The sequence below is a fragment of the Gilliamella sp. Pas-s27 genome, from assembly GCF_009795865.1.
Taxonomy (GTDB): Bacteria; Pseudomonadota; Gammaproteobacteria; order Enterobacterales; family Orbaceae; genus Gilliamella.
In genome coordinates, this window is the sequence record NZ_WTEW01000007.1 from 1 (window position 1) to 23,262 (window position 23,262).

General features: G+C 34.2%; 17 protein-coding genes and 3 tRNA genes. 13 read left to right on the top strand and 7 right to left on the bottom strand.

Annotation, left to right across the window (positions count from 1 at the left end):
* The first annotated feature begins 108 nt into the window (after nucleotides 1-108).
* The 3 genes from GQ589_RS04010 to GQ589_RS04020 all read left to right on the top strand — a co-directional run bounded on the left by GQ589_RS04010 (nucleotide 109) and on the right by GQ589_RS04020 (nucleotide 741).
* A tRNA-Asp gene (locus tag GQ589_RS04010) sits at nucleotides 109-185 on the top strand.
* Nucleotides 186-193: 8 nt separating this feature from the next.
* A tRNA-Trp gene (locus tag GQ589_RS04015) sits at nucleotides 194-269 on the top strand.
* 133 nt (nucleotides 270-402) lie between these two features.
* Nucleotides 403-741 (top strand): DUF413 domain-containing protein, encoded by a 339-nt coding sequence (locus GQ589_RS04020; protein ID WP_160401023.1) that lies wholly within the window; start codon nucleotides 403-405, stop codon nucleotides 739-741.
* A 4-nt stretch (nucleotides 742-745) separates the two neighbouring features.
* Here the strand turns inward: GQ589_RS04020 and GQ589_RS04025 are convergent, their stop codons facing one another.
* The 3 genes from GQ589_RS04025 to znuC form a co-directional block, all read right to left on the bottom strand.
* On the bottom strand, nucleotides 746-2,269 hold the full coding sequence (locus GQ589_RS04025) for a YifB family Mg chelatase-like AAA ATPase (RefSeq protein ID WP_160424726.1): 1,524 nt from the start codon (nucleotides 2,267-2,269) through the stop codon (nucleotides 746-748).
* Nucleotides 2,270-2,391: 122 nt separating this feature from the next.
* A complete protein-coding gene (znuB, locus tag GQ589_RS04030; RefSeq protein WP_160401025.1) occupies nucleotides 2,392-3,192 on the bottom strand; it encodes a zinc ABC transporter permease subunit ZnuB in 801 nt (266 codons plus the stop codon).
* A 35-nt stretch (nucleotides 3,193-3,227) separates the two neighbouring features.
* Complete coding sequence (gene znuC, locus GQ589_RS04035; RefSeq protein WP_160424729.1) at nucleotides 3,228-3,965, bottom strand: zinc ABC transporter ATP-binding protein ZnuC; 738 nt, start codon at nucleotides 3,963-3,965, stop codon at nucleotides 3,228-3,230.
* A 94-nt stretch (nucleotides 3,966-4,059) separates the two neighbouring features.
* Between znuC and znuA the strand changes: the two genes are divergently transcribed.
* The 9 genes from znuA to GQ589_RS04080 all read left to right on the top strand — a co-directional run bounded on the left by znuA (nucleotide 4,060) and on the right by GQ589_RS04080 (nucleotide 15,476).
* On the top strand, nucleotides 4,060-5,016 hold the full coding sequence (gene znuA / locus GQ589_RS04040; RefSeq protein ID WP_202115019.1) for a zinc ABC transporter substrate-binding protein ZnuA: 957 nt from the start codon (nucleotides 4,060-4,062) through the stop codon (nucleotides 5,014-5,016).
* Between the two features lie 28 nt (nucleotides 5,017-5,044).
* Nucleotides 5,045-6,397, top strand: a complete 1,353-nt coding sequence (mepM, locus tag GQ589_RS04045; RefSeq protein ID WP_160411880.1) for a murein DD-endopeptidase MepM — start codon at nucleotides 5,045-5,047, stop codon at nucleotides 6,395-6,397.
* 129 nt (nucleotides 6,398-6,526) lie between these two features.
* Complete coding sequence (gene mrcB / locus GQ589_RS04050; protein WP_202115020.1) at nucleotides 6,527-8,869, top strand: bifunctional glycosyl transferase/transpeptidase; 2,343 nt, start codon at nucleotides 6,527-6,529, stop codon at nucleotides 8,867-8,869.
* A gap of 10 nt (nucleotides 8,870-8,879) precedes the next feature.
* Entirely contained in the window at nucleotides 8,880-9,689 is an 810-nt protein-coding gene (gene mutM, locus GQ589_RS04055; protein WP_160411881.1) for a bifunctional DNA-formamidopyrimidine glycosylase/DNA-(apurinic or apyrimidinic site) lyase, read from the top strand.
* Between the two features lie 325 nt (nucleotides 9,690-10,014).
* On the top strand, nucleotides 10,015-11,310 hold the full coding sequence (tolB, locus tag GQ589_RS04060; protein ID WP_370519416.1) for a Tol-Pal system beta propeller repeat protein TolB: 1,296 nt from the start codon (nucleotides 10,015-10,017) through the stop codon (nucleotides 11,308-11,310).
* 158 nt (nucleotides 11,311-11,468) lie between these two features.
* A complete protein-coding gene (gene pal, locus GQ589_RS04065) occupies nucleotides 11,469-11,948 on the top strand; it encodes a peptidoglycan-associated lipoprotein Pal (protein ID WP_160424734.1) in 480 nt (159 codons plus the stop codon).
* Nucleotides 11,949-12,014: 66 nt separating this feature from the next.
* Complete coding sequence (ybgF, locus tag GQ589_RS04070; RefSeq protein ID WP_160411884.1) at nucleotides 12,015-12,755, top strand: tol-pal system protein YbgF; 741 nt, start codon at nucleotides 12,015-12,017, stop codon at nucleotides 12,753-12,755.
* 133 nt (nucleotides 12,756-12,888) lie between these two features.
* Nucleotides 12,889-12,964, top strand: a tRNA-Lys gene (locus tag GQ589_RS04075).
* Nucleotides 12,965-13,361: 397 nt separating this feature from the next.
* The gene (locus GQ589_RS04080) at nucleotides 13,362-15,476 is read left to right on the top strand and encodes a TonB-dependent siderophore receptor (protein WP_160411885.1); all 2,115 of its coding nucleotides are present in this window, start codon (nucleotides 13,362-13,364) and stop codon (nucleotides 15,474-15,476) included.
* 46 nt (nucleotides 15,477-15,522) lie between these two features.
* On the opposite strand, the gene pepT is transcribed toward GQ589_RS04080, so the two are convergent.
* Both pepT and GQ589_RS04090 read right to left on the bottom strand, forming a co-directional pair.
* Nucleotides 15,523-16,755, bottom strand: coding sequence for a peptidase T (gene pepT, locus GQ589_RS04085; protein WP_160401032.1), 1,233 nt, complete (start codon nucleotides 16,753-16,755; stop codon nucleotides 15,523-15,525).
* Nucleotides 16,756-16,777: 22 nt separating this feature from the next.
* Nucleotides 16,778-18,337: an AbgT family transporter gene (locus GQ589_RS04090; protein ID WP_160424736.1), complete on the bottom strand. Its 1,560-nt coding sequence runs from the start codon at nucleotides 18,335-18,337 to the stop codon at nucleotides 16,778-16,780.
* Nucleotides 18,338-18,738: 401 nt separating this feature from the next.
* Here GQ589_RS04090 and murJ point away from each other — a divergent pair, with 401 nt between their 5' ends.
* Nucleotides 18,739-20,277 carry a murein biosynthesis integral membrane protein MurJ gene (gene murJ, locus GQ589_RS04095; RefSeq protein ID WP_160401034.1) on the top strand — a complete coding sequence of 513 codons (1,539 nt, stop codon included), beginning with the start codon at nucleotides 18,739-18,741 and terminating at the stop codon, nucleotides 20,275-20,277.
* Between the two features lie 1,262 nt (nucleotides 20,278-21,539).
* Here murJ and dusC read toward each other — a convergent pair.
* A complete protein-coding gene (dusC, locus tag GQ589_RS04100) occupies nucleotides 21,540-22,484 on the bottom strand; it encodes a tRNA dihydrouridine(16) synthase DusC (protein ID WP_160424737.1) in 945 nt (314 codons plus the stop codon).
* On the bottom strand, nucleotides 22,481-23,254 hold the full coding sequence (locus GQ589_RS04105) for a molybdopterin-synthase adenylyltransferase MoeB (protein WP_160424739.1): 774 nt from the start codon (nucleotides 23,252-23,254) through the stop codon (nucleotides 22,481-22,483). Before GQ589_RS04105 ends, dusC begins: the two co-directional genes overlap by 4 nt.
* Nucleotides 23,255-23,262 lie beyond the last annotated feature (8 nt).

Sequence of the window (23,262 nt, forward strand, 5' to 3'; positions counted from 1 at the left end):
CGAACTCAGAAGTGAAACGCCGTAGTGCCGATGGTAGTGTGGGTATTACCCATGTGAGAGTAGGGTGCCGCCAGACTTTTAAATATAGATAAACACACCAAATACGGTGGAGCGGTAGTTCAGTTGGTTAGAATACCTGCCTGTCACGCAGGGGGTCGCGGGTTCGAGCCCCGTCCGTTCCGCCACCTTATTTAGGGGCGTAGTTCAATTGGTAGAGCACCGGTCTCCAAAACCGGGTGTTGGGAGTTCGAGACTCTCCGCCCCTGCCAAAAAATAGCTATTTTGATTTAATTTTGTTCGCTTGATTACTTTTATTTATATAAATAAAAAATTTTTGTTTACAGATTGACTTAGTTAATTATAATTCCCGCCAACTAATTTTAAAACTAAAGGGGATAAAGCATGACTGATAGTTTTGTGAGCCAACAACGATTTTTTGATAATAAAAATTATCCAAGAGGGTTCTCTCGTCATGGGGATTTTACCATTAAAGAAGCACTTATTTTAGAAAAACATGGTTGTGCTTTTAGAGATCTTGATACAGAAGTAAAAAAACCAGCTACAGCTGAAGAAAAATCATTTTTAGCAGTTTGTAGAGGAAAAAAACAGGCATCGACCGATTTTGAAAAAACATGGTTAAAGTACCTTTCCCGAATAAATAAGCCAAAACGTTTTCATACATTATCAGGCGGAAAACCACAAGTTGATGTAATTGATGATTTTGTTGACACTGATGACTAATTCGTTAACCAATATTTTTGTGTAATTGAATTAGTAATCTATCCATAGAACGATAACTTAATGCTTCTGAGATATGTTTTCGTTCTATATTATTTGAGCTATCTAAATCCGCAATTGTCCTTGATACTTTTAATATTCGATGCCATGCTCTAGCGGATAAGCCCAATTTAATCAGTGCCTGTTCTAGGTATTCACTATCTTCATTTGATAATTTACAATGACATTGAATCTCTTTTGCACTTAATTGACTATTTAGTTTATTACTTCTTTTAAATTGAATATTTCTTGCTTGTAGAACTCGTTGTTTTATTGTTTCAGTTGATTCTGCTGTAATTGTTTTTTGACTTAATGTTCCTTTGGGTAATAATGGAACTTCAATGGAAATATCAAACCTATCAAGAAATGGTCCTGATAATCGATTTAAATATCGAATAGTTTGTTGTGGAGTCGTTCTATTATGAGTCCCTTGATAATGCCCTGTTGGACTTGGATTCATAGCAGCTATTAGTTGGAACTTTGCTGGAAATTTTATTTTTGCATTGGCTCTCGAAATAATAATTTCACCTGATTCAATTGGTTCTCTTAAAGCGTCTAATACTTTTCTATTGAACTCAGGCAATTCATCTAAAAACAATATCCCATTATGAGCTAGTGAAATCTCTCCTGGTTTAGGGATTGTTCCTCCGCCAACTAGCGCTGCAGCTGATGAGCTATGGTGTGGCGATCTAAAAGGCCTCTTACGCCAGTTCTTAATTGTGCCATTTGGACTAACTAGACTTGTTATTGCTGCACTTTCAAGTGCTTCTTCATCTGATAATTGTGGTAATAAAGATGTTAAACGAGTAGCTAACATTGTTTTACCTGTTCCTGGGGGGCCAATTAATAATAAATTGTGTCCTCCTGCTGCCGCAATTTCTAATGCTCTTTTGGCGTGTTCTTGTCCGATTATATCTTGTAGACAGGCCAAGTTATTATCAACATCTTGATATTCACGATATTGAACACTTGGTAAATTAATCTGATTATATAAATATTGGCATAATTCTAATAAGTTGCTAGTAACCAATGTATTATTTTCGTGAATCAAAGAAATTTCAGATTGGTTTTCAGCTGAAATAATTAAGGTACGTTTATTCTTTTTAGAAGAAATAGCAGCAGGAATAGCCCCTTTTACTGCCCTGATATTTCCAGACAGAGCTAATTCACCTAAAAATTCATAATGTAATAAATTTTCTGTTGGAATTTGTTCCGTTGCGGCAAGAATAGCAATAGCTATAGGTAAATCGAAACGGCTTCCTTCTTTTGGTAGATCTGCCGGAGATAAGTTTACTGTTATTTTTTTAGCTGGAAAAGTAAAACCGCTATTAATAATAGCACTTCTAACTCGATCTTTAGCTTCTTTAACAGTTGCTTCAGGTAGTCCAACTAAAACAAAGCCAGGCAAGCCATTACTAATATGAACTTCAACGTTTATTAAAGGAGCCTGTATTCCAATAGATGCCCGAGTATAAATAGTTGCAAGAGACATAATTTTCAATCATTAACTAGTTTAATAGTATAATTATGATATTAGAAAATATCTATTAAACTATTAAATCATCTAATTAATGGGAGCTACCACACAATAAATGATTTGATTTTGTAATAATTTCAAATCTTTTTATTTAAAATCAGCTTTGAAATAAATAATGATATAAAAAATATGCAAGTATTACTTAATACTATTGATGGTCCTGTTGGTGTATCATAAATAAATGAAAATATTAGTCCAGAAATAACTGATAACATACCTATTATTATTGCGATTAATGCCATTGCTTCTGGATTCTTTGAATAATATTTTGCAGCAGCAGCTGGGATGATGAGCAAAGATGTTATAATCAATGATCCAACAAATTTCATTGCTAAACCTATTGTTAACGCTAATAGTAGTGTTAAAAGTAATTTTATGAGCTTTAAATTGACACCATGAGTGAAAGCTAACTCTTCGCTCACAGTAATAAATAAAATATTATTCCATTGCCAAAATAGCAAAGCGCCAATAAATATCACACAAACAGTAATTTGATAAAAATCTGAATATGTTACTGATAAAAGATCACCAAATAAGTATCCAATTAAATCAATACGAATATTTTTCATTAGGCTAATTACTACTAAGCCAAGTGATAATGCGCTGTGGGCTAAGATACCTAATAAAGTATCAATTGGAAGTTGTTTTTGAGTTTCTAACCACAGTAACCCTAAAGCTAATAAAATTGTCACAAAAATGACAGCATAAAATAAATTGATTTTTAATAAAAAACCAAATGTTATTCCCAGCAAAGCTGCGTGTGATAATGTGTCGCCAAAATAAGACATCTTTCGCCAAACAACAAAAGTACCTAAAGGCCCTGTTATACAGGATAGACATAACCCTGTTAATAAAGACGGTAATAATAATTCAATCATTATTTTTTCCATAGCTAGGCAGAATAGTTTGCCTTTTATTGTTTAATAGACGTTTTACAACAATCATGTTGGTGATTATGATGATGTTTATAGACAGCAATTTGTGGTGTTCCATGTTGGCCAAAAAGTGAAATAAATTCTGGGGCATTAGAAACGAGAGCTGGTGTACCAGAACAACAAACGTGATGGTTTAAGCAAATTACCTCGTCCGTTTTTGCCATTACTAAATGAAGATCGTGAGAAACCATTAAAACACCACAATTAAACTCTTGTTTTGCATCAACGATTAAATCATATAACAACTCTTGTCCATTAACATCCACTCCTTGAGTCGGCTCATCAAGAATTAATAATTGAGGCCGCTTTGCCAGGGCTTGTGCTAATAATACACGTTGTAATTCACCACCTGATAATTGATGCATCGATTTATTGAGCAAATAGTCAGCTTTTACCATTAATAATGTGCTGAGAATATCTTCGTTATTTAATTGCTTATTTAAGCGCATAAAGCGTTCTACGGTAATAGGAAGCGTTGAGTTTAAATTGATTGATTGTGGTACATAACCAATCGTTAAATTAGGTGTACGCGTTATTGTTCCTGATGTATATGGAATCAACCCCAAAATAACTTTCACAAGGGTTGATTTACCTGCACCATTAGGTCCTAGTAATGTAATAATTTGATTAAGATAGATTGTTAAGGAAATATCATATAATATTTTTTGATGGTTAATTTCCACCGAAACTTTATGTAGTGAAATTAGTGGAGTCATGTTATTGAGAACCTTGCTTATAAATATGTTATGTTATATTATAACAATAAAATGATTGTATTCTATCATAATTTATAAATTATAGGATAATGGTGTGAAAAAAAATATTCTACGAAATAATAGGCGAACTTCCTTATTCTTTATAATATTGGGTTTGTTAGTGTGTATTCAGTGTATAACTAATTATGCTAACGCAAAAGTTATTTCGTCTGTAAAACCAATAGGATTTATAGTAGAAGCAATCGCTTCAGGAGTTACAGATACAGATGTTTTACTTCCTGATGGTGCATCTCCACATACTTATTCTTTAAAACCATCTGATCTGGTTAAGCTTAAATCAGCGGAGCTTGTGATTTGGGTTGGTGAGGATATGGAAAATTTTATGCCAACAATATTGAAAAGTATTGATAAAGAAAAACAAATTGAATTAATGGCGATACCAGAAATTAAAGGACTACTTAGAACTAGTCATGATACTCATGAGCATGAAGATCTTCAAGCTCATGATGCGCCTGATCAAGATCATCATGGTGAATATGATGAGCATATTTGGCTTTCACCTAAAATTGCTAAGGTTATTGCACATTCGATCCACGACAGACTTATTACCTTGTATCCAAATAAAAGAGCGTTGATTGATGAAAATATAGCCGAATTCATCATTAAGCTTGAAGAAACAGAACAAAACATTGCAAAAAAAATAATTACCGTACAAAATAGAGGGTATTTTGTGTTTCATGATGCCTATGGGTATTTTGAGACTCAGTTCGGATTGAAAAAACTAGGCAGTTTTACTATAAATCCAGCAGTTCAACCAGGTGTTCAGAAAGTTTATGCTATTCAGCAAGAGCTCAAAGAACACCAAGCAGTATGTATATTTAGAGAACCACAGTTTAGCCCTGCTGTTATTGAAAAATTAGTGAATGGAACAGATGTACGAGTTGGAGAATTGAATCCATTAGGAGCGGGTATTGCTCTTTCCAAAGATGCATATTCACAATTTTTATTAAAATTAACAAAGCAACTGTTGGATTGTTTAGATAAAAACTAGTTTTAGTAATAAATAGTTAAGGTTAATTTTGGCAAGAAAAATAAAATCCTCTGATATTGAAAAAAGTAGTTTTAAATTTCCCTATTTTTCAGTATCGGGAGGACTTTTTATTGTTATCTTATTTTCTGTTTTGTGGCGTCCACTCAATTTGGATAGAACAGTTTATGTTCCTTTAACACCTCAAGCTGAAACTACGGTCAATAACAATACACAATCCTCTGCTACAGATGATGAAAAAGTTGAGATAGTAAATGGAAAGCCAGTTGTTGTTACTGAATCATCAGATGATCCTGAAGATGAAATCGCTAAAGACGAATTAGATGACATTGTTGATGATAAAGATAACTCTGTACAATATACTATTGTGCGTGGTGATACCCTGCATGATATCTTACTTCGTTATAATGTTAATCGAAATGATATCTATCAGTTAACGACAAAATTTAAGCAACTTGCAAATTTAAGAATAGGTCAGCAGGTTAGTTGGACAACTGATGATAATCATAATTTGCAAACATTTAGTTGGACAATCTCAAGTAATAACATTCGGATTTATGAAAAATCGGGAGATAAATTTGTAGAAAGCTCGGAGACAGTGGAGGCAGTCCCACAAGATATTGTTATAAAAGGTGAAATAAAGAATAGTTTTGTTTCTGATGCTCGAAAAAGCGGGCTAACAAGTAATGAAATAGCTATTATAACTCGTGCTTTGCAGTGGCGCTTAGATTTTCGTCGATTACAAATTGGGGATAAGTTTTCAGTTGTTTTAACACGAGAAATGCATGGTAAAAGTTTATCCAATAGTCAGTTGCTAGGTGTTCGTATTAAGAATGGAACTAAAGATTATTATGCTATTTTAGCTGATGATGGTAAATATTATGACATCAATGCTAATAGCTTATCCCAAAGTTTTTTCCGTTACCCTTTAGCAAAAAAAGCGCGTGTATCTTCTGGATTTAACCCTCGCCGTTTACACCCAGTTACAGGGCAAATAGCCCCACATAATGGTGTTGATTTTGCGGTATCGCGTGGTACACCTGTATTATCGGTTGGTAATGGTGAAGTAGTAATTGCAAAGTATAGTGGTTCAGCGGGTAACTATATTGCTATCCGGCATGGACGCCAATATATGACAACTTATATGCATTTGGATAAAATCTTAGTCAAACCAGGCCAACAGGTTAAGCAAGGTGATAAAATCGGATTATCAGGAAACACAGGCCGTTCTACTGGACCTCATTTGCACTTTGAATTACACATTAATAATAAACCTGTTAATCCTTTAACGGCAAGCTTACCTATTTCGGAAGGATTAACTGGTAAGTCGAAGAAAGCATTTTTATCAAAAGCTAAAAATATTAGCTCACAGTTAACATTTTAAATTTATGTACTTTTTTATAATTAAATGTGCAATTGCCTGAGCTTTTTTACCAAAATAAGGGCAAGGTATCCCTAAAAAATTGTGTTATTATAGGCTAATTATTATTGAATAATAAATGTTAGGTGCAGTTTGAACACATCAACTAAAACAACAAAAAAACGATCTTCAAAAAAAACTAAAAAAACTAAAAAAAATAAAAATTCTACACTTTGGCGAAGATTTTTAGCATTACTATTTAAGTTATTTCTTGTCTTAACCTCTGTAGCTATTATTTATGGTATTTATCTCGATCAACAAATCAAAGAGCGAATCGACGGAGATGTTTGGGAATTACCTGCAGCAATTTACGGACAAATTATTGATCTTGAACCTGATAGTGAATATAGCCTAAACGATGTAGTTACAATATTGATTGGTGCACAATATCGCCAACAAGAAGCTAAAGCTACTCGTCCTGGTGAATTTATTGTAAGTAATGATGCAGTGGAAATTTATCGTCGTCCTTTTACCTTTCCTGATGGAGAAGAACAAGCATTTCGTGTCAAAATTACGTTTTATGACAATCGTATAGATCGTATCACCAATCTAGATACCGGACGCGATTTCGGATTGCTTAAAATTGATCCAAAATTAATTACTATGATGCGCTCGCCACATGGTGAACAGCGTTTATTTGTACCATTAAAAGAATTTCCTCATTCATTGTTACAAACATTGGTAGCAACAGAAGATAAGCGGTTTTACGAACATCATGGCGTAAGTTTATATTCTATTGGTCGTGCTATTTTTGTTAATTTAACAACAGGTCGTACCGAAGGAGGTAGTACCTTAACTCAACAAACAGTTAAAAACCTTTTTTTAACTAACGAACGCAGTTTAAGCCGTAAAATACGTGAAGCCTATATGGCACTAATTTTGGATGCTCGCTATAGCAAAGAACGTATTTTAGAACTTTATTTAAACGAAGTTTATTTTGGACAAGCAGGTAGTGAAGAAATTCATGGCTTTCCATTAGCAAGTCTTTACTATTTTGGTCGTCCAGTTAATGAGCTTACATTAGATCAGCAAGCAGTACTTGTAGGTATGGTTAAAGGTGCTTCATTATATAATCCTTGGACACAACCACAACAAGTTATTGAGCGCCGTAATGTGGTTTTAAAACTTGCACAGCAACAAGGTATTATTGATGATGAGTTGTATAACTTATTAAGTCAGCGCCCACTATCAGTTTTACCCAAAGGGGGCGTGATTTCGCCACAACCAGCATTTATGCAAGTTGTTCGTAATGAGCTTAGAAAACAATTAGGAAGCAAAGCGGATCACTTGTCAGGTATGAAAATTTTTACTACCTTTGATCCGGTTGCTCAATCTTCTGCAGAGCAGGCAGTAACCAATCAAATTGAAAATCTTCGAAAATCAACTAATAAAGAACTACAAGCTGCAATGGTTATTGTTAGTCGAGAAACAGGGGAAATTCGTTCAATTATAGGTAGTGCTGAACCTCGTTATCCTGGTTATAACCGTGCTTGGTTAATGCAGCGTGCAATTGGTTCATTAGCTAAGCCATCAACTTATTTAACCGCTCTTGGACAGCCGGATCATTACCAACTTAATACATGGCTTAATGATAACCCGTTATCTATTAAGCTTGATGGTGGGAAATACTGGGAACCTAAAAATTATGATCGTAAATTCCGCGATCGTGTTATGTTAGTGGATGCTTTAGCGCTTTCACTTAATGTCCCTACTGTTAATTTAGGTATGGAATTGGGGCTTGATGCAACAAAGAATACTTTACAATCGTTAGGAATACCTTCAGATCGTATACCGAACTTACCATCAAGATTACTTGGTGCTTTAGAATTAACACCGCTAGAAACTGCGCAGATGTTCCAAACGATAGCTAATAATGGTCAACGTTCTCCACTTTCTATTTTAAGATATGTATTGACAGATAAAGGAGAGTTAGTTTATCAAAGCTACCCACAACAGCTTCAGGCAGTATCTCAACAATCGGCTTATTTAACAACTTATGCTATGCAACAAGTGGTTAATTCAGGAACATCTCGTTCATTAAAAGCTAAATACGGCTCGTTTAATTTAGCTGCTAAAACTGGTACAAGTAATGACTCTCGTGATAGTTGGTTTACCGGAATTGACGGTAAAAATGTTGCTGTTATTTGGGTTGGTTTAGATGATCATTCTCCTATGAAATTAACAGGAGCAACTGGAGCCTTAAAAATTTATAGTGAATATCTACAAAATAACCCGCCCAAAAAATTGATATTACCATTACCTCAAAATATATTTATGGCGCCTATTGGTAGTGATGGGCAGTGGCAATGTGATGGGAGTGGTGTTCGCTCTTTACCTGTATGGACAATTAACCCTCAAAGTCTATGTGCTGGCAATAATCAATTAATGCCTGCTCAGCAAGCGCCAACTTGGGTTACTGACCTATTAAATAACTAGGTGAAACAATATGCCTGAATTACCAGAAGTTGAAACAAGTCGCCGAGGTATTTTGCCGTATTTAAAGGGACAGATTATCGACAAAATTATTGTTCGACAGCCTAAATTACGTTGGCCTGTTGATAGTGCTATAAGTAATGTGAACGGGCAAGTTATTTTAGATATCAAACGTCGTGCAAAATATTTATTATTACAGTTACCCAACAATTGGATAGTGATTCATCTTGGAATGTCTGGTAGTTTACGTATTTTACAGGCTCCACAAAAAGCAGAAAAACATGATCATATTGATTTAGTTTTAGAAAATGGCGTCATTCTACGTTATACCGATCCTAGGCGTTTTGGTTCTTGGCTTTGGGCAAATTCACTCGACGAAATACCTCAGTTACAACATTTGGGCCCAGAACCTTTAAGTAATGAATTTTCTGCCGATTATTTATTTGAAAAAGCCCGAAATAGACGAATTCCTGTTAAAAGTTGGATTATGGATAACCACATTGTGGTTGGGGTTGGCAATATTTATGCTTCTGAATCGCTATTTATGGCAAAAATCAATCCAAATCGAAAAGTCAACTCTCTGAAATTAAAGGAATTTGGAAAGCTTATTGCCTCTATTAAACAAGTGTTGACCAAATCAATTGAGCAAGGGGGAACAACACTCAAGGATTTTCTTCAATCAGATGGCAAACCAGGATATTTTGCACAGAAACTACAAGTTTATGGTCGGGCTGGTGAACAATGCTTTATTTGCGGTACAGAAATAAAATCACAAAAGATTGGACAGCGTAACACTTTCTATTGTGAATATTGCCAAAAATAGACATATTCATTTTAATTTTAAATAAATCATTTCTTTTTTTGTATAAAAATATCTTTTAAAACTCTTTAAACCTTATTTAAATAGGATTAGTATATTCAAATACAAAAAATAATTATGTAGTATAATAAAACAACTAATCTTATATCTTATAGAAATTTTTTATTTTAAATACTATAGACTTGTTGCCAGATATCGGCTATCTTGCCGCTGAAATTTGATATTTAGGGTTGATTAGCGATAATTATTAATTAGGTTTATATTCTTTTTGTTGGTTTTTATTTAATTTAACTCAATGTATATTGTTTTTATTAAGGAATTTAAGATGATCAAATTTGCTTCTCGCTTTTTGACAACTTGCTTTTTTTTGTTTTTTGCTACGATAGCTAATTCGGAAGTCAGAATTATTATCACCGATGGTATAAGTTCAGCTAAACCCATAGCTGTTGTCCCGTTTAAATGGGTTGGAAATGGAGAACCTCCACAAATCATTGAAGATATTATAGCTTCTGACTTGCGCAACAGCGGTAAGTTTAATCCTATTGACGTTAATCGGATGCCCCAAAAACCAACAAAAGCTTCAGAAGTTACTTCTGCAGAATGGAATAGTCTTGGTGTTTCGGCGGTTGTAGTGGGAACGATTCAACCAGATGCATCAGGAAAATACCTTATAAATTATCAATTAGTAGATACAGTTAACCGTCCAGGTACTGTTTTGGCTCAAGACCAATTTTCTATTGAAAAACGTTGGGTTCGTTATGCTGCTCATACTGCTAGTGATGAGATTTTTGAATCCCTAACAGGTATCAAAGGAGCATTTAGAACTCGAATTGCTTATGTTGTTAAAACAACTAAAGGGCCTTTTTCTCACGAATTAAGAGTATCTGATTATGATGGATATGATCAAATAACTGTTCATCGTTCTAAAGAACCTTTAATGTCGCCTACATGGTCACCAGATGGTAAAAAAATAGCTTATGTAACTTTTGAGGGTGGGCATTCTTCATTAGTTTTAAAAACATTGGAGAGTGGTACTGTTCAAACAATTGCTTCTTTCCCTCAACACAATGGTGCACCCGCATTTTCCCCTGATGGTAGCAAATTAGCATTTGCGTTATCTAAAAGCGGTAGCTTAAATTTATATGTGATGAACTTAAGTAATAAAAAAATCACTCAAATTACTTCTGGTCGTAGCAATGATACAGAACCATCTTGGATGCCAGATAATGAAACTATTGTTTATACTTCTGACCAAGCAGGTCGTCCTCAACTATATAGCATCAACATCAATAATGGTTCGTCTGAAAGGTTGACTTGGGATAATACACAAAATCAGAATGCTCGCGTATCACCTGACGGCTCTTTTATTGCTATGATATCAACTAATAATGGTGAGCAGCATATTACTCGATACGATATGGACACAAAAACATATCAACGCTTAACTGACACTTTTTTAGATGAAACGCCGAGTATTGCACCAAATGGTACAATGATTATCTATAGTTCATCACAAGGATTAGGAACAATTTTAAATCTGGTTTCTACAGATGGTAATTTCAAAGCAAATTTACCTGCAACCGATGGGCAAGTAAAATTCCCAGCATGGTCGCCATATTTATAAGAGTGGATTAAAAAACACACAATATTGCAATTATTAAAATTGTGTAAAGTTTCAGGTCGTTATAATATATATTCCTAATCTTTCAGATTAGTGACTGTTATTACTTGGAATTTGGTTAGATATAAGTAATAATTTATTAAAATAAAGGAGTTAATACAATGCAATTTTCTAAATTTCTTAAAGTAACTGCAATAACTTTACCATTAATTGTTGTCACTGCATGTTCATCTAATAGCAGTAATAACGCAGGTGGTAATTTAAACGGTACTTTGTCAAAAGAAGCTTTAGAGCAACTTCAAAAATTAGAGCAAATCAATACTGTATATTTTGATTTTGATAAATATAATGTTAAATCTGAATACACAACATTATTAAATGCACACGCTGTATTTATTCGTGCAAATAATATAAAAGTTGTTATCGAAGGTCATGCTGATGAACGCGGTACTCCAGAATATAACATCGCATTAGGTGAACGCCGTGCCGCTGCAGTAAAATCATACTTACAAGGTAATGGTGCTTCTGCAAGCCAAATGGAAATTGTTTCTTATGGTAAAGAAAAACCAGCGGTATTAGGTCATGACGAAGCTGCTTATGCTAAAAATCGTCGTGCTGTAGTAACTTATGCTGGATATTAATAGCATCTTGTAACGGCTGATTATTCAGCCGTTTTTATTTTCTAAGTTCACGCCGAGTTTAATAATATGCATAAAAAAATACTCATATTGTTCTTATTTCTTTTATTCACAGGTTATGGTTGTGCTACAGGGAGTTCTGATGTAGAGCGAACTATTCAATCTCAAGGGCAATTATTGATTCAAAATCAACAAGAAATTAGTGATTTACAGGCAGATGTAGATACATTACGCGGTCAGTTGGAAGAAACAAAATATCAACTTAATCAAATAATTGAACGCCAAAAAATGATTTTACAACAAATGTCCAATGGTTCTGGATTTTCATTAAATTCTAATTCTGACTCACAAGATAGTACTCCATTGCCATCTTCTGACTCGATTTCAGCAATATCTTCTTCGTCAGATTTATCAGGGTGGATAACTTCAGGTGATGACAAAGCTGATTATAATTTTATTATACAGTTTGTTAATGATGATAAACAAAATAATGAAGCTACTGCTGCATTTCAAAAATATTTAAAAGCTTACCCAAAGTCTAGTTACCGAGCCAACGTTAATTATTGGCTTGGTCAACTTTCGTATAAACAAAGCAAAAAAGATGATGCTTCATATTATTATGCAACTGTGGTAAAAGATTTTCCGTCTTCTCCAAAAGCAGCAAACAGTCTTTATAAAGTAGGATTAATTTTACTTGATAAAGGTGATACTAAAAATGCTAAAGCTGTTTTTCAACAAGTGGTAAATAAATATCCAAAGGATAAAAATGCTGTTGCGCTTGCAAATAAAAAGTTAGCATCACTAAAATAAAATGTATAAATAAAAAGCGGTTGAATAAAAATAGCAATAAAAGGGTTGCGTAGCATTATGATTATAAGTATTATAGCAACCCGAAATTACTTGAAAGATTCTTAATTAATGCCAAAGTAATTTTTTTCAAAATGGGTCGTTAGCTCAGTCGGTAGAGCAGCGGACTTTTAATCCGTTGGTCGAGCGTTCGAATCGCTCACGACCCACCATTTAGTTACACTATCTAGTTACATTCTTTAGTTATAATCCACAAGCAAATCATATTGCTATAATTACGCAAAGAAACACGATAAAAACGCTAGTGCCCGACAAATTTGTATGGAAAAATTAAAACAACATGCCGTGTTGGCAACTAAATTTTAAAATACTCAATCCTCGATCCACTAACAACCAAAATGTTATACTCAATTCACTTTTCATAATTTATTCATCTTTTATTAATTGCATCGACTTTTCATAAATAATACAAACTATCAATAGAGTATCAAAAGCATTAAGTAAAATTGGTTAAAAAATATAAAATAAGTTGATAATGAAAATGATAACCATTATCATATGAGTGACATAAAATTAAATAACACACCCCATAAGACAATAGGATAAACAATGAAATTAGTTAATCAATTAACCATATTGAGCTTATTAAGTACAGTTCCTTTTGTTACTCTCGCAAAAGAAGAAAAAGATGATACTGATATTGAAACTATGAAGGTTGTTGCAACAATTAAGGACAATAATGATCAACGAATAAAAAAATCATCAACCGCAACTAAAATATCTTTTGATATTAAAGATATTCCGCAAACAATTAATTCTGTTAATCTAGAACAAGAAAAAATATACGGAAAGAATGATCTTAATGTAATAGTCAACAAAATACCTGGAGTCGATGCGACCTATGATATGCGTGATGAAGGTATAAAAATTCGTGGTTTTTCTGCTAGTTCTGGAGATATCTATCGTGATGGTGTTCGTGCAAGTGGTCAGGTTAGGCAAAGCACAGCAAATATCGAACGCATTGAAATATTAAAAGGTCCTGCATCGGTGCTTTATGGGCGAGGTTCTGGCGGAGGAATCATTAATATGATTAGTAAACAAGCCAATTTTGATGCACCAACAACTTTAAGTTTACGAAGTGGTTCGTGGGATAAATATGGTGGTATGCTTGATATCAATCATATTTTACATGATAAACTTGCGATGCGTATGACGATTGATCACCAATCGGATCGTAGTTTTCGCAAAGGAATTAAACAAAGAGATACAATGATTTCACCAAGTATACTTTATGATAATTTGGATGGATTTAATTGGTTAGTACAATATACTCATGATAATTTGTGGCGTAGACCAGATAGAGCACCTGCTTATTATGAGCTACCTAAAGGTGTATCATTAAAAACGGCATATGCTCATCCAGATGACTATGTAAAAGATAAGTTTAAATCATTACGTTCGGTCATGGGATTTGAATTTAATTATGACTGGTCAATTAAACTAACCAATTTGTATCGTAAAGCTACTCAAAACTTTGATCATATTTATGCTGGTAGCTATTGTGATTCAAATGGTAAACTTAGCAATGGTAAAGTATGCAATTATCAAGGAAAATTGCAATTCCGACGTGCTTGGCAAGAAACCGCCAATATGACTTATAGTAATACAATTGACTTAATGGGTAAATTTAATACAGCAAATATTGCTCATGATATGTTAGTCGGTATTGAATATAACATAGAAAAACGTCAACCAAGATTAGCTTTGACTAGTGCTTATCCCGAATTGGTTGATCCATTTCACCCCCGTTGGCACACTAAAAAGCCACATTATAATAAATTAAATACTAAAACCAACCATAAAGCGACATCCCAAGGAATTTATTGGCAAGATTTAATCAGTTTTACAAAACAATGGAAAATGTTAACAGGGTTACGTTACGATAATTATAAATTTGCATCAAATGATAAATTAAAACATCAACATCGATCTTACGATGGTCACTCATTAAGCCCTAGAATAGGTTTAATCTGGCAACCTCTAGAGTCACAAAGCATCTATGCTTCTTACAGTAAAAATTTTTCTCCTTATGGTGGACGAGGACTTATTACACTTTCTACAGATTCAAAAACAGTCTATGACAATAAACCTCAATATTCACGACAATATGAGGTTGGTATCAAAAGTGATTGGTTAAATGATAAGTTTTCTTCGCAAATTGCTGTTTATGATCTTGAATTATACAATGTTCGCTACCAACCTGATTCAGTTAACGATCCTTATAATTGGCAGGTTAGAGGAAGTGATCGTAGTCAAGGTATTGAATTAAGTGTTATTGGTGAGTTGATGCCAAAATGGTATATTAATAGCGGCATTGGCTATCAACAAGCTAAAGTTCATAAAGATAAAAAATTACCCGCTAATAAAGGAAAATATTTACCTAATACAGCCAAAAATAGTGGTTATTTTAGTGTCCGTTACTTGCCTTATGCAAATTGGTTTACAGAACTAGAAATCAATTATAAAGGCTCAATGTATAATGATGATAAAAATCGACATAAACGTTCGGGATATGCTGTTTGGAATAGTGCGGTTGGTTATCAAACAAAATCTTATGATATAACGCTATCATTCACTAATTTATTAGGAAAAGAATATTGGCGTTCAAATAGCATGCCAGGCACACCAAGAGCCTTTTTGTTGACGGCAAGTTATAAATTATAGCCCAAAATAAAAAGAGGGAGTTTTCTCCCTCTTACTTTCAAAAAGATTATTGGCCTTTAGCCGAAAGCTCAATAATTTTCATCGTAACTTCAAATGATTTCAGGAATGAAGATAATGGTAAAAACTCAAAGCAAGAATGGAAGTTGTGAGCACCAGTAAAGTAATTTGGTGTTGTAAGCCCTCTTGCTGAAAGTGCAGAACCATCTGTTCCACCACGCATAGCGATTGTTTTTGGTTGAATATCAAGAAGCTCAAATGATTGATAAATTAAATCAATACAGCGACGATCGTCACCTAAATAATTAGCAATATTGCTATAAGTATCGCTAATTTTACATTCAATTTTAGCTCTTGGATATTTAAGACTAATAAGATCGACGACTTGTTGAATATAAGCTTTACGTGATTCATATTTAGCTAAATCAAAATCACGAATACTCATTTTTAATGTTGTTGTGCTTTGATTACCCACAATATCATTAAACCAAAAATAACCCTCTTTACCTTCAGTATGTTCTGGTGTTTCAAAGCTATCAAAACAGTTGATAATATCGTTAGCAACACGAATAGGATTGATTAACACATTTTTAGCAGACATTGGATGAGCAGAAACACCCGCAATATCAATAGTGACAGAGCCTGCATTAAACGTCTCATACACAACCTCGCCCAGCTCACAACAATCAATAGTATAAGCAAAATCAGGTTTAAAACGGTTTAAATCAAGTTTTTTAGCGCCATTTAAGCCGACTTCTTCATCTGGAACAAAAGCCACATAGATATCACCATGAGAACAATTTTGTTGTTGTAACTGATCCAACATGGTCATCACGACAGCAATGGCCGCTTTATTATCTGCACCAAGTACACTAGTACCGTCTGTTACAATCAATTCATCATTTAGATATTTATTCAGCTCAGGATGTTCATCAACTTTAAACCAAATATTCTTTTCTTTATTTAAAAGAATATCTTGCCCAGTAAATGTAACACGTTGAGGATTGATCTTATCTGATAAAGCAACATCGACAGTATCAAGATGAGCAACATAACCAATTTTTGGCGCATTAGGATTATTGCCCGGTAATTTTGCTGTAACAATGCTATGCTCATCAAGGTGAACATCTTGTAGATTAAGAGCGATCAATTCTTGTTGAAGTTGCTTAGCTAATTCAGTTTGTCCGGGCGTAGAAGGCACATGAGCACAGCCAAAAGTACTTTGGCTTGGTATACTGACATAACGCAAAAAACGCTCAACTAATTGTTCTTTAATATTCATCGTATTTTGACTCCTTATGGTACTAATTACTTGCTGGTGGATAGACATAACCGCTGTCAAAACCAATTGGTAGACCAAGGAACCAAAAGAGTAGCAAGTTTATTGTTAATGCAATGAGTAGTGCTGCGGTATAAGGTATCATCATCGAACTTAATGTCCCTACTCCGGTATTTTTGCAGTATTGTTGGCAATAAGCAATAATCAACGGATAAAAAGCAAACATAGGCGTACTGACATTAACCGCCGAGCTGATACGATAAGCTGCTTGGGTTAATTCAGGTGAGATACCAACCGACATCAGCATGGGTACAAAAATTGGTGCTAAAATAGCCCACTTAGACGATGCAGAGGTAATTAACACATTTAACATACTTGTTAAAATTATTACCCCAAAGATTGTCACGACCGAAGGCAAGTGCAGTGCTTTTAAAAACTCAGCCCCACCAATAGCAATTAATGTCCCAATTTGTGAGTGAGAAAAAACATAAAGAAATTGTGCACAAAAGAAAGCAAAAACAATAAATGGAATAAGCGATTTGGTGATATTTTCCATTGCTTTTACAATATCGCGGGACGATTTAAACGTACCAGTAATAAAGCCATGAATTAAGCCTGGAATTGCAAAAAACACAAATAATAGTGGCACAATGATTTGCATAATAGGTGCTTTATTACTCGTCATACTTCCATCAGGAGCACGTAATAAAGAGTTTTCTGGTAATAATAATAAAACTAAACCAATCGCAATAGCTAAAAAAACAATTGAAGCAATTTTAAAAGCACGGTTTTCAATAGGTGTAATTTCAGGTGAATTGGTAATATTGTCTGATTCTAGATCATTATTTAAAGGCATGGTCGCCTTTAAACGGGGCTCGACAATTTTATCGGTAACAAACCAGCAAGCAAGTAAAACAAAAAAAGTACCACCAAAACTCAAAAAGTAGTTACAAAGCACATTAACTTGATAAGAAGGATCGATAATTTGGGCAGCACTTTGAGTAAAGCCTTGCATAATTGGATCGATAATTGACGGTGTATAACTTGAACTAAATCCACCCGCTAGCCCCGCAAATGACGCAGCAATCCCTGCAAGCGGATGACGACCAATAGCGTAAAACATCATCGCAGATACAGGCATTAAAATCACATAAGCCGAATCAGCCGCAATATGACAAACCATACTAACAAAAATAACTGACGGTGTGACTAATTTTTTAGGTGTAACAGCCAATAACTTCTTAAGTAGCACATGAATATAACCACTACTTTCAGCAATACCAATACCTAATGTTGCAACGATTGTAATGCCAAGTGGCGGGAAGGTAACAAAATTAGGTACCATCTTAGTAAAAAAGGTGACTAAATTTTCAGGCGCCAACATATTGACGACAACGAGTTTGTTTTGTGTGACTGGATTAATGTAATCAAAGTTTACAAAAGAAAGTAATAAAGAGGCAACAAAACAAATGACTAAGGCATAGAAAAACAATGTTGTGACATCAGGGATTTTGTTTCCAATTCGTTCAATAGTATTTAAAAAACCACCTGTTTTTATTGGTGATGAATTTGTTTTTTGGTTCATAAAAAATAAGATTAAATATTATTCGGATTGTTAATTTAACACATCTTTATTGTGTAGGTAAATAACATCATTAACTCTATTTTATAGTTAACCGTATATTTATCTAAAACTTTTTTATATTGTGATTGTTCACATAATTTTAAACTAAAGTTAATAACGCTAATATAATTGCTAATCAATATACTGCTTACTTACTTTATATATTATTGAGCAACTATTAAAATAGATATTAATAACATATTAATTTTATAAAAATTGCCATAAATTGGCTGGTAACATTCAGCGATTGCGCATGTTTTAAAAAACAAGTTTATTAAAAAAGCATGGTGATTTAAAGTAATAGTTTGTAGACTATGCATCATTATCCGTTTTAGGTTGTATACATAGTATATAAATCAGATATGAATCTTTTAAAATCTTTAGCGACTGTAAGTTCAATGACGATGGTTTCGCGCGTATTAGGTTTTGTGCGTGATGCCATTATTGCGCGCTTTTTTGGTGCGGGCATGGCAACGGATGCATTTTTTGTTGCTTTTAAACTTCCTAACTTACTACGGCGTATTTTTGCCGAGGGGGCGTTTTCGCAAGCATTTGTGCCAATTTTAGCCGAATATAAAAATCAACAAGGTATCGAAGCAACTCGCACATTTGTTGCCTATATTGCAGGTTTATTAACCTTAGTATTAGCGATTGTCACCTTAATTGGTGTTGTCACCGCTCCTTTTGTTATCATGCTCACCGCACCGGGGTTTATGCAAGAATCAACTGAAAAGTTTGAATTAGCAACCACCATGTTGCGCATAACCTTTCCTTACATCTTTTTTATATCGCTAGCCTCATTGGTTGGTGCAATATTAAATACTTGGAATCGGTTTTCTGTACCGGCATTTGTGCCAACTTTGCTGAATATCAGCATGATTATATTCACACTTTTTTTTACGCCTTACTTTAACCCACCAGTATTAGCACTGGCGGTATCGGTTGGTGTTGGTGGCATTTTACAATTACTCTATCAACTACCTTATTTAAAAAAGATTGGCATGTTAGTACTGCCTCGTATAAGTTTAAAAGATAGCGGTGTCTGGCGGGTATTAAAACAGATGGGGCCTGCAATTTTAGGGGTATCGGTTGGGCAAATATCTTTAATTATTAATACAATTTTTGCCTCGTTTCTTGTTTCAGGATCGGTTTCTTGGATGTATTATGCCGACCGATTAATGGAATTCCCTGCGGGGGTGCTGGGTGTGGCATTGGGTACTATTTTATTGCCATCGTTAGCCAAAAGCTTTTCAAAAGGCGATCATAAGCAATATTCAGAATTATTAGATTGGGGATTACGCCTCTGCTTTTTATTGGCCTTACCAAGCACGATTGCATTGGGGGTTATTTCGCGACCATTGATATCAACACTATTTGAATATGGACAATTTACCTTAAATGACACCTTAATGACACAGCGAGCATTAGTTGCTTACTCTATAGGACTACTTGGATTGATATTGATTAAAGTTTTAGCGCCAGCCTTTTATTCACGTCAGGACATAAAAACGCCTGTCAAAATTGCCATTATTACGCTAATTTTAACACAGCTAATGAACCTTGCTTTTATTGCTCCACTACAACACGCAGGTCTATCATTATCCATTGGCTTAGCCGCCTGCTTTAATGCTGGGTTATTGTATTGGCAGTTGCGTAAAAAGCAACTTTATCAACCGCAACCCGGTTGGTATGGATTTTTAATCAAAATCATCATAGCGGTAATTTTAATGTCTGCGGCATTATGGTTTGGTTCGCAATTATTACCCGACTGGTCAACAGGCTCAATGTTGGCTCGTATTGGACGATTATTTTTATTGGTCGTGGTTGGGATTGTTATCTATTTTGCGGCATTGATTGCCATGGGATTTAAGATAAAACACTTTATTAAACGAATTGATTAATAAAAACGAATAAAGATCAATTAAAATAAAAATCATTAATTATAAAACTAATAAGGAAATAGGATGAATAACGTTTCTTTCTTTACACTACCTATTATAGGTAGTGCAGTTTATTTTTTATTGAGTTGTTTTTTTCCACTGTGTTTCATATCTGTGTATTACCATTACGAATTTTCTTTTGACTCATTTTTGTTATTCTTCTCTAATATTTCATTTTATTTCTTTCAAGATAGATTAGTAAACGCATTATGGATTTTTGGGGTGTTGTCGATTACTCTTCATTATGCCAATATTCATATTGTTAATAAAATCAATACAATAATCTTTATTTTTATGATGATTGTTTTTTCGACAATTGCTGCATTTATTCAACAAAGCATCATTATTTATTTCTACGAGACACCTATTTTTCCAGTAATAATAATCGTTATCTCAACAGCAATTTTTTGTCCTTTGCTATACAGCTTATTAATTTACTATTTAACCAATTTCTTCAAAAGATACTTTATAAAAAGCAAACAGCCATTTGCAATTACAGCAATTAATAGCCCAAATATTCACTTTATTTTATTTTCAACGTTTATTTGTTTTATCTTGATTAAAGGATATTGGTTAATTGCTGATGCTTTTGATATTACCTCTAGTTGCTTTCAAGAGTTTTTGTATATTGGCGCAATACTGCTTGGGCTGTTTTTGTCTAAAAACTGTTTTAAAAAGCCCTTTAATAAAATTCAATCAGAACGGCTCATTAAAAGCATTTTTGTATCTGCCATAATGATTTTTATTTGTGTGATTTTTTATTTTGCCTCTATATACCATATGCCAATAAGGTTTTATATTAACGCCACTACCCTGATTCGTGTAGGTCGTAGCTTGCTCTTGTTGATATTACTTATTATGCTAATTGGTTTGATTCTTAATAAAGTGACTAACTATTATTTTTTAAAACAAAAATAATAAAAACACACCGTAACAAAATTTACCCTCTTTTCTTTTAAAAAAGAGGGATAACATAAAATCAATGATTTAATGGTTTTGTATCATTTTTACAAAACCATTAAGCAACAAATTGAACACTAAATCTCAAAAATCGGTCAGGAAAGGTATTGATTTTATTGAAGTTTTTTTAATAAGCTAGAAAATAAAAACTTTAATAAAATCAATATCTTTCCTGAATATCTTTTCTAGAATCTCATTCCCCCTATATTGTTATAATTAATGAACATCAATTGCTATTTTGCTGTTACCTAAAGTGGGTTATTTTAGGTATGCTTAGTTAAAAAATCCCTAATGTCTTGTTGTGATTTGAGTGTTCTTATATTTTGTAGAAGTTCCGACGCCTCGGCATAGTGCTGTTTTAAGTAAGCCAACCACTGCTTGATGCGTGCGGAGTGATACAAAGGTTTAACATCATCAATCGATGAAGCTGCATAGCGGATTAATATCGCCATTACTTGTTGCCAATTTAATACGGGTTGTTTAGTTCGAATCATGTTGGCCAAATTGGGAATGGTTAAAATGCCTCGCCCTAGCATAATGTCGTTAGTTTGGCTTTGGTTTATGCAATTTTTTGCATCTTCAATAGTAAAAATTTCGCCATTGGCTATAACGGGAATGTTTAATTGCTGTTTGATTTGGCCAATTGTTTGCCAGTCTATTTTTTCGGCTTTGTAGCCGTCTTCTTTGGTTCTGCCGTGAATCACGATTTCATTGGCGCCTGCATGTTCAATTGCGCTTGCAATGTCGTGACAATGCGCTTTGTTATTCCAGCCTAAGCGAATTTTGACTGATAATTGGTGTGATTTTCCGATTGCTTGCCTGACTTGGCTGACAATATTAAATATCTGTTCGGGATACTGTAATAAATAAGCACCACCGTGATTGCCGACCACCGTTTTGGCTGGGCAACCAAAATTGATGTCGATACCGTAAGAGCCTAATTCAATGGCTTTAATGGCGTTTTCTGCCATCCATTCGGGTGATTGTCCTAAAATTTGGACACGAACAGGTGTGCCTGATTGGGTTTTCCCATTATGGTAAAGTTCAGGGCATAGGCGGTAAAAAGTTCGATTAGATAATTTGTGATGTGTCACTCTAACAAATTCAGTCACACAATAATCAAATGAGTTAATTTCGGTTAATAGTTGCCTTACTTGATAATCAAGTACGCCTTCCATGGGCGCTAAAATAATTCGATTAATTTTCATTGAGAAACCTGATTGGTATTACCATTGCTACAAACACGGCAGTTAGGTTGTTTGGTTATTTTGATTTGGTTAAATTCCATTGTCATTGTGTCAATCATTAATAGACGCCCTGTTAGTGGCTTTCCATATTGAGTGAGCACTTTTATGGCTTCTAAGGCTTGCATTGAGCCAAACATGCCAACCAGTGGCGCCATGACGCCTGTTTCAACGCAAGTAAGCTGATCTTTGCCAAATAAGTGGCTTAGACAATGATAACAAGGCTCATTAGGTTGGTAAGTAAATACGCTTAGTAACCCTTCCATTCGAATAGCCGCTCCAGAAACTAGCGGTTTTTTTACTTGAAAACAGCAATGGTTAATTTGTTCTCGTGTTGCTAAGTTATCGGTACAGTCGATGATTATGTCATGTTGTTTTATAAGCGATATCAGGGCGTTGTCGTCAAGTTGTTTATTTATTGTGTCAATCACTAGGTTGGCATTGATATTGATTAAGGCTTGTTTTGCAACGTCGACTTTGTATTGGTTAATGGCATTTTCAGTATATAAAATTTGTCGATTTAAGTTAGATTTTGATATCGTGTCAAAATCTACTAACGTTAATTTGCCTAAACCCGAAGCCGTTAAATAGAGCGATGCACTGCAACCAAGTCCTCCTAAACCAATGATCAGGGCGGAACTGTTTTTTAATATTTGTTGTTTATCAATGTCAAAACCGTGTAATGTGATTTGTCTATCATAACGAAACAATTCTTGATCAGTAAGCTGTTGCATATTGTGTG

Excerpts from the sequence above, each read along its gene's own strand:
- GQ589_RS04090 (WP_160424736.1), bottom strand. The coding sequence starts at position 18,337 with ATGAACCAAAAAACAAATTCATCACCAATAAAAACAGGTGGTTTTTTA.
- mutM (WP_160411881.1), top strand. The coding sequence starts at position 8,880 with ATGCCTGAATTACCAGAAGTTGAAACAAGTCGCCGAGGTATTTTGCCG.
- znuC (WP_160424729.1), bottom strand. The coding sequence starts at position 3,965 with ATGACTCCACTAATTTCACTACATAAAGTTTCGGTGGAAATTAACCAT.
- pal (WP_160424734.1), top strand. The coding sequence starts at position 11,469 with ATGCAATTTTCTAAATTTCTTAAAGTAACTGCAATAACTTTACCATTA.
- dusC (WP_160424737.1), bottom strand. The coding sequence starts at position 22,484 with ATGAAAATTAATCGAATTATTTTAGCGCCCATGGAAGGCGTACTTGAT.
- GQ589_RS04080 (WP_160411885.1), top strand. The coding sequence starts at position 13,362 with ATGAAATTAGTTAATCAATTAACCATATTGAGCTTATTAAGTACAGTT.
- murJ (WP_160401034.1), top strand. The coding sequence starts at position 18,739 with ATGAATCTTTTAAAATCTTTAGCGACTGTAAGTTCAATGACGATGGTT.
- GQ589_RS04105 (WP_160424739.1), bottom strand. The coding sequence starts at position 23,254 with ATGCAACAGCTTACTGATCAAGAATTGTTTCGTTATGATAGACAAATC.
- GQ589_RS04020 (WP_160401023.1), top strand. The coding sequence starts at position 403 with ATGACTGATAGTTTTGTGAGCCAACAACGATTTTTTGATAATAAAAAT.
- pepT (WP_160401032.1), bottom strand. The coding sequence starts at position 16,755 with ATGAATATTAAAGAACAATTAGTTGAGCGTTTTTTGCGTTATGTCAGT.
- GQ589_RS04025 (WP_160424726.1), bottom strand. The coding sequence starts at position 2,269 with ATGTCTCTTGCAACTATTTATACTCGGGCATCTATTGGAATACAGGCT.
- ybgF (WP_160411884.1), top strand. The coding sequence starts at position 12,015 with ATGCATAAAAAAATACTCATATTGTTCTTATTTCTTTTATTCACAGGT.
- znuB (WP_160401025.1), bottom strand. The coding sequence starts at position 3,192 with ATGATTGAATTATTATTACCGTCTTTATTAACAGGGTTATGTCTATCC.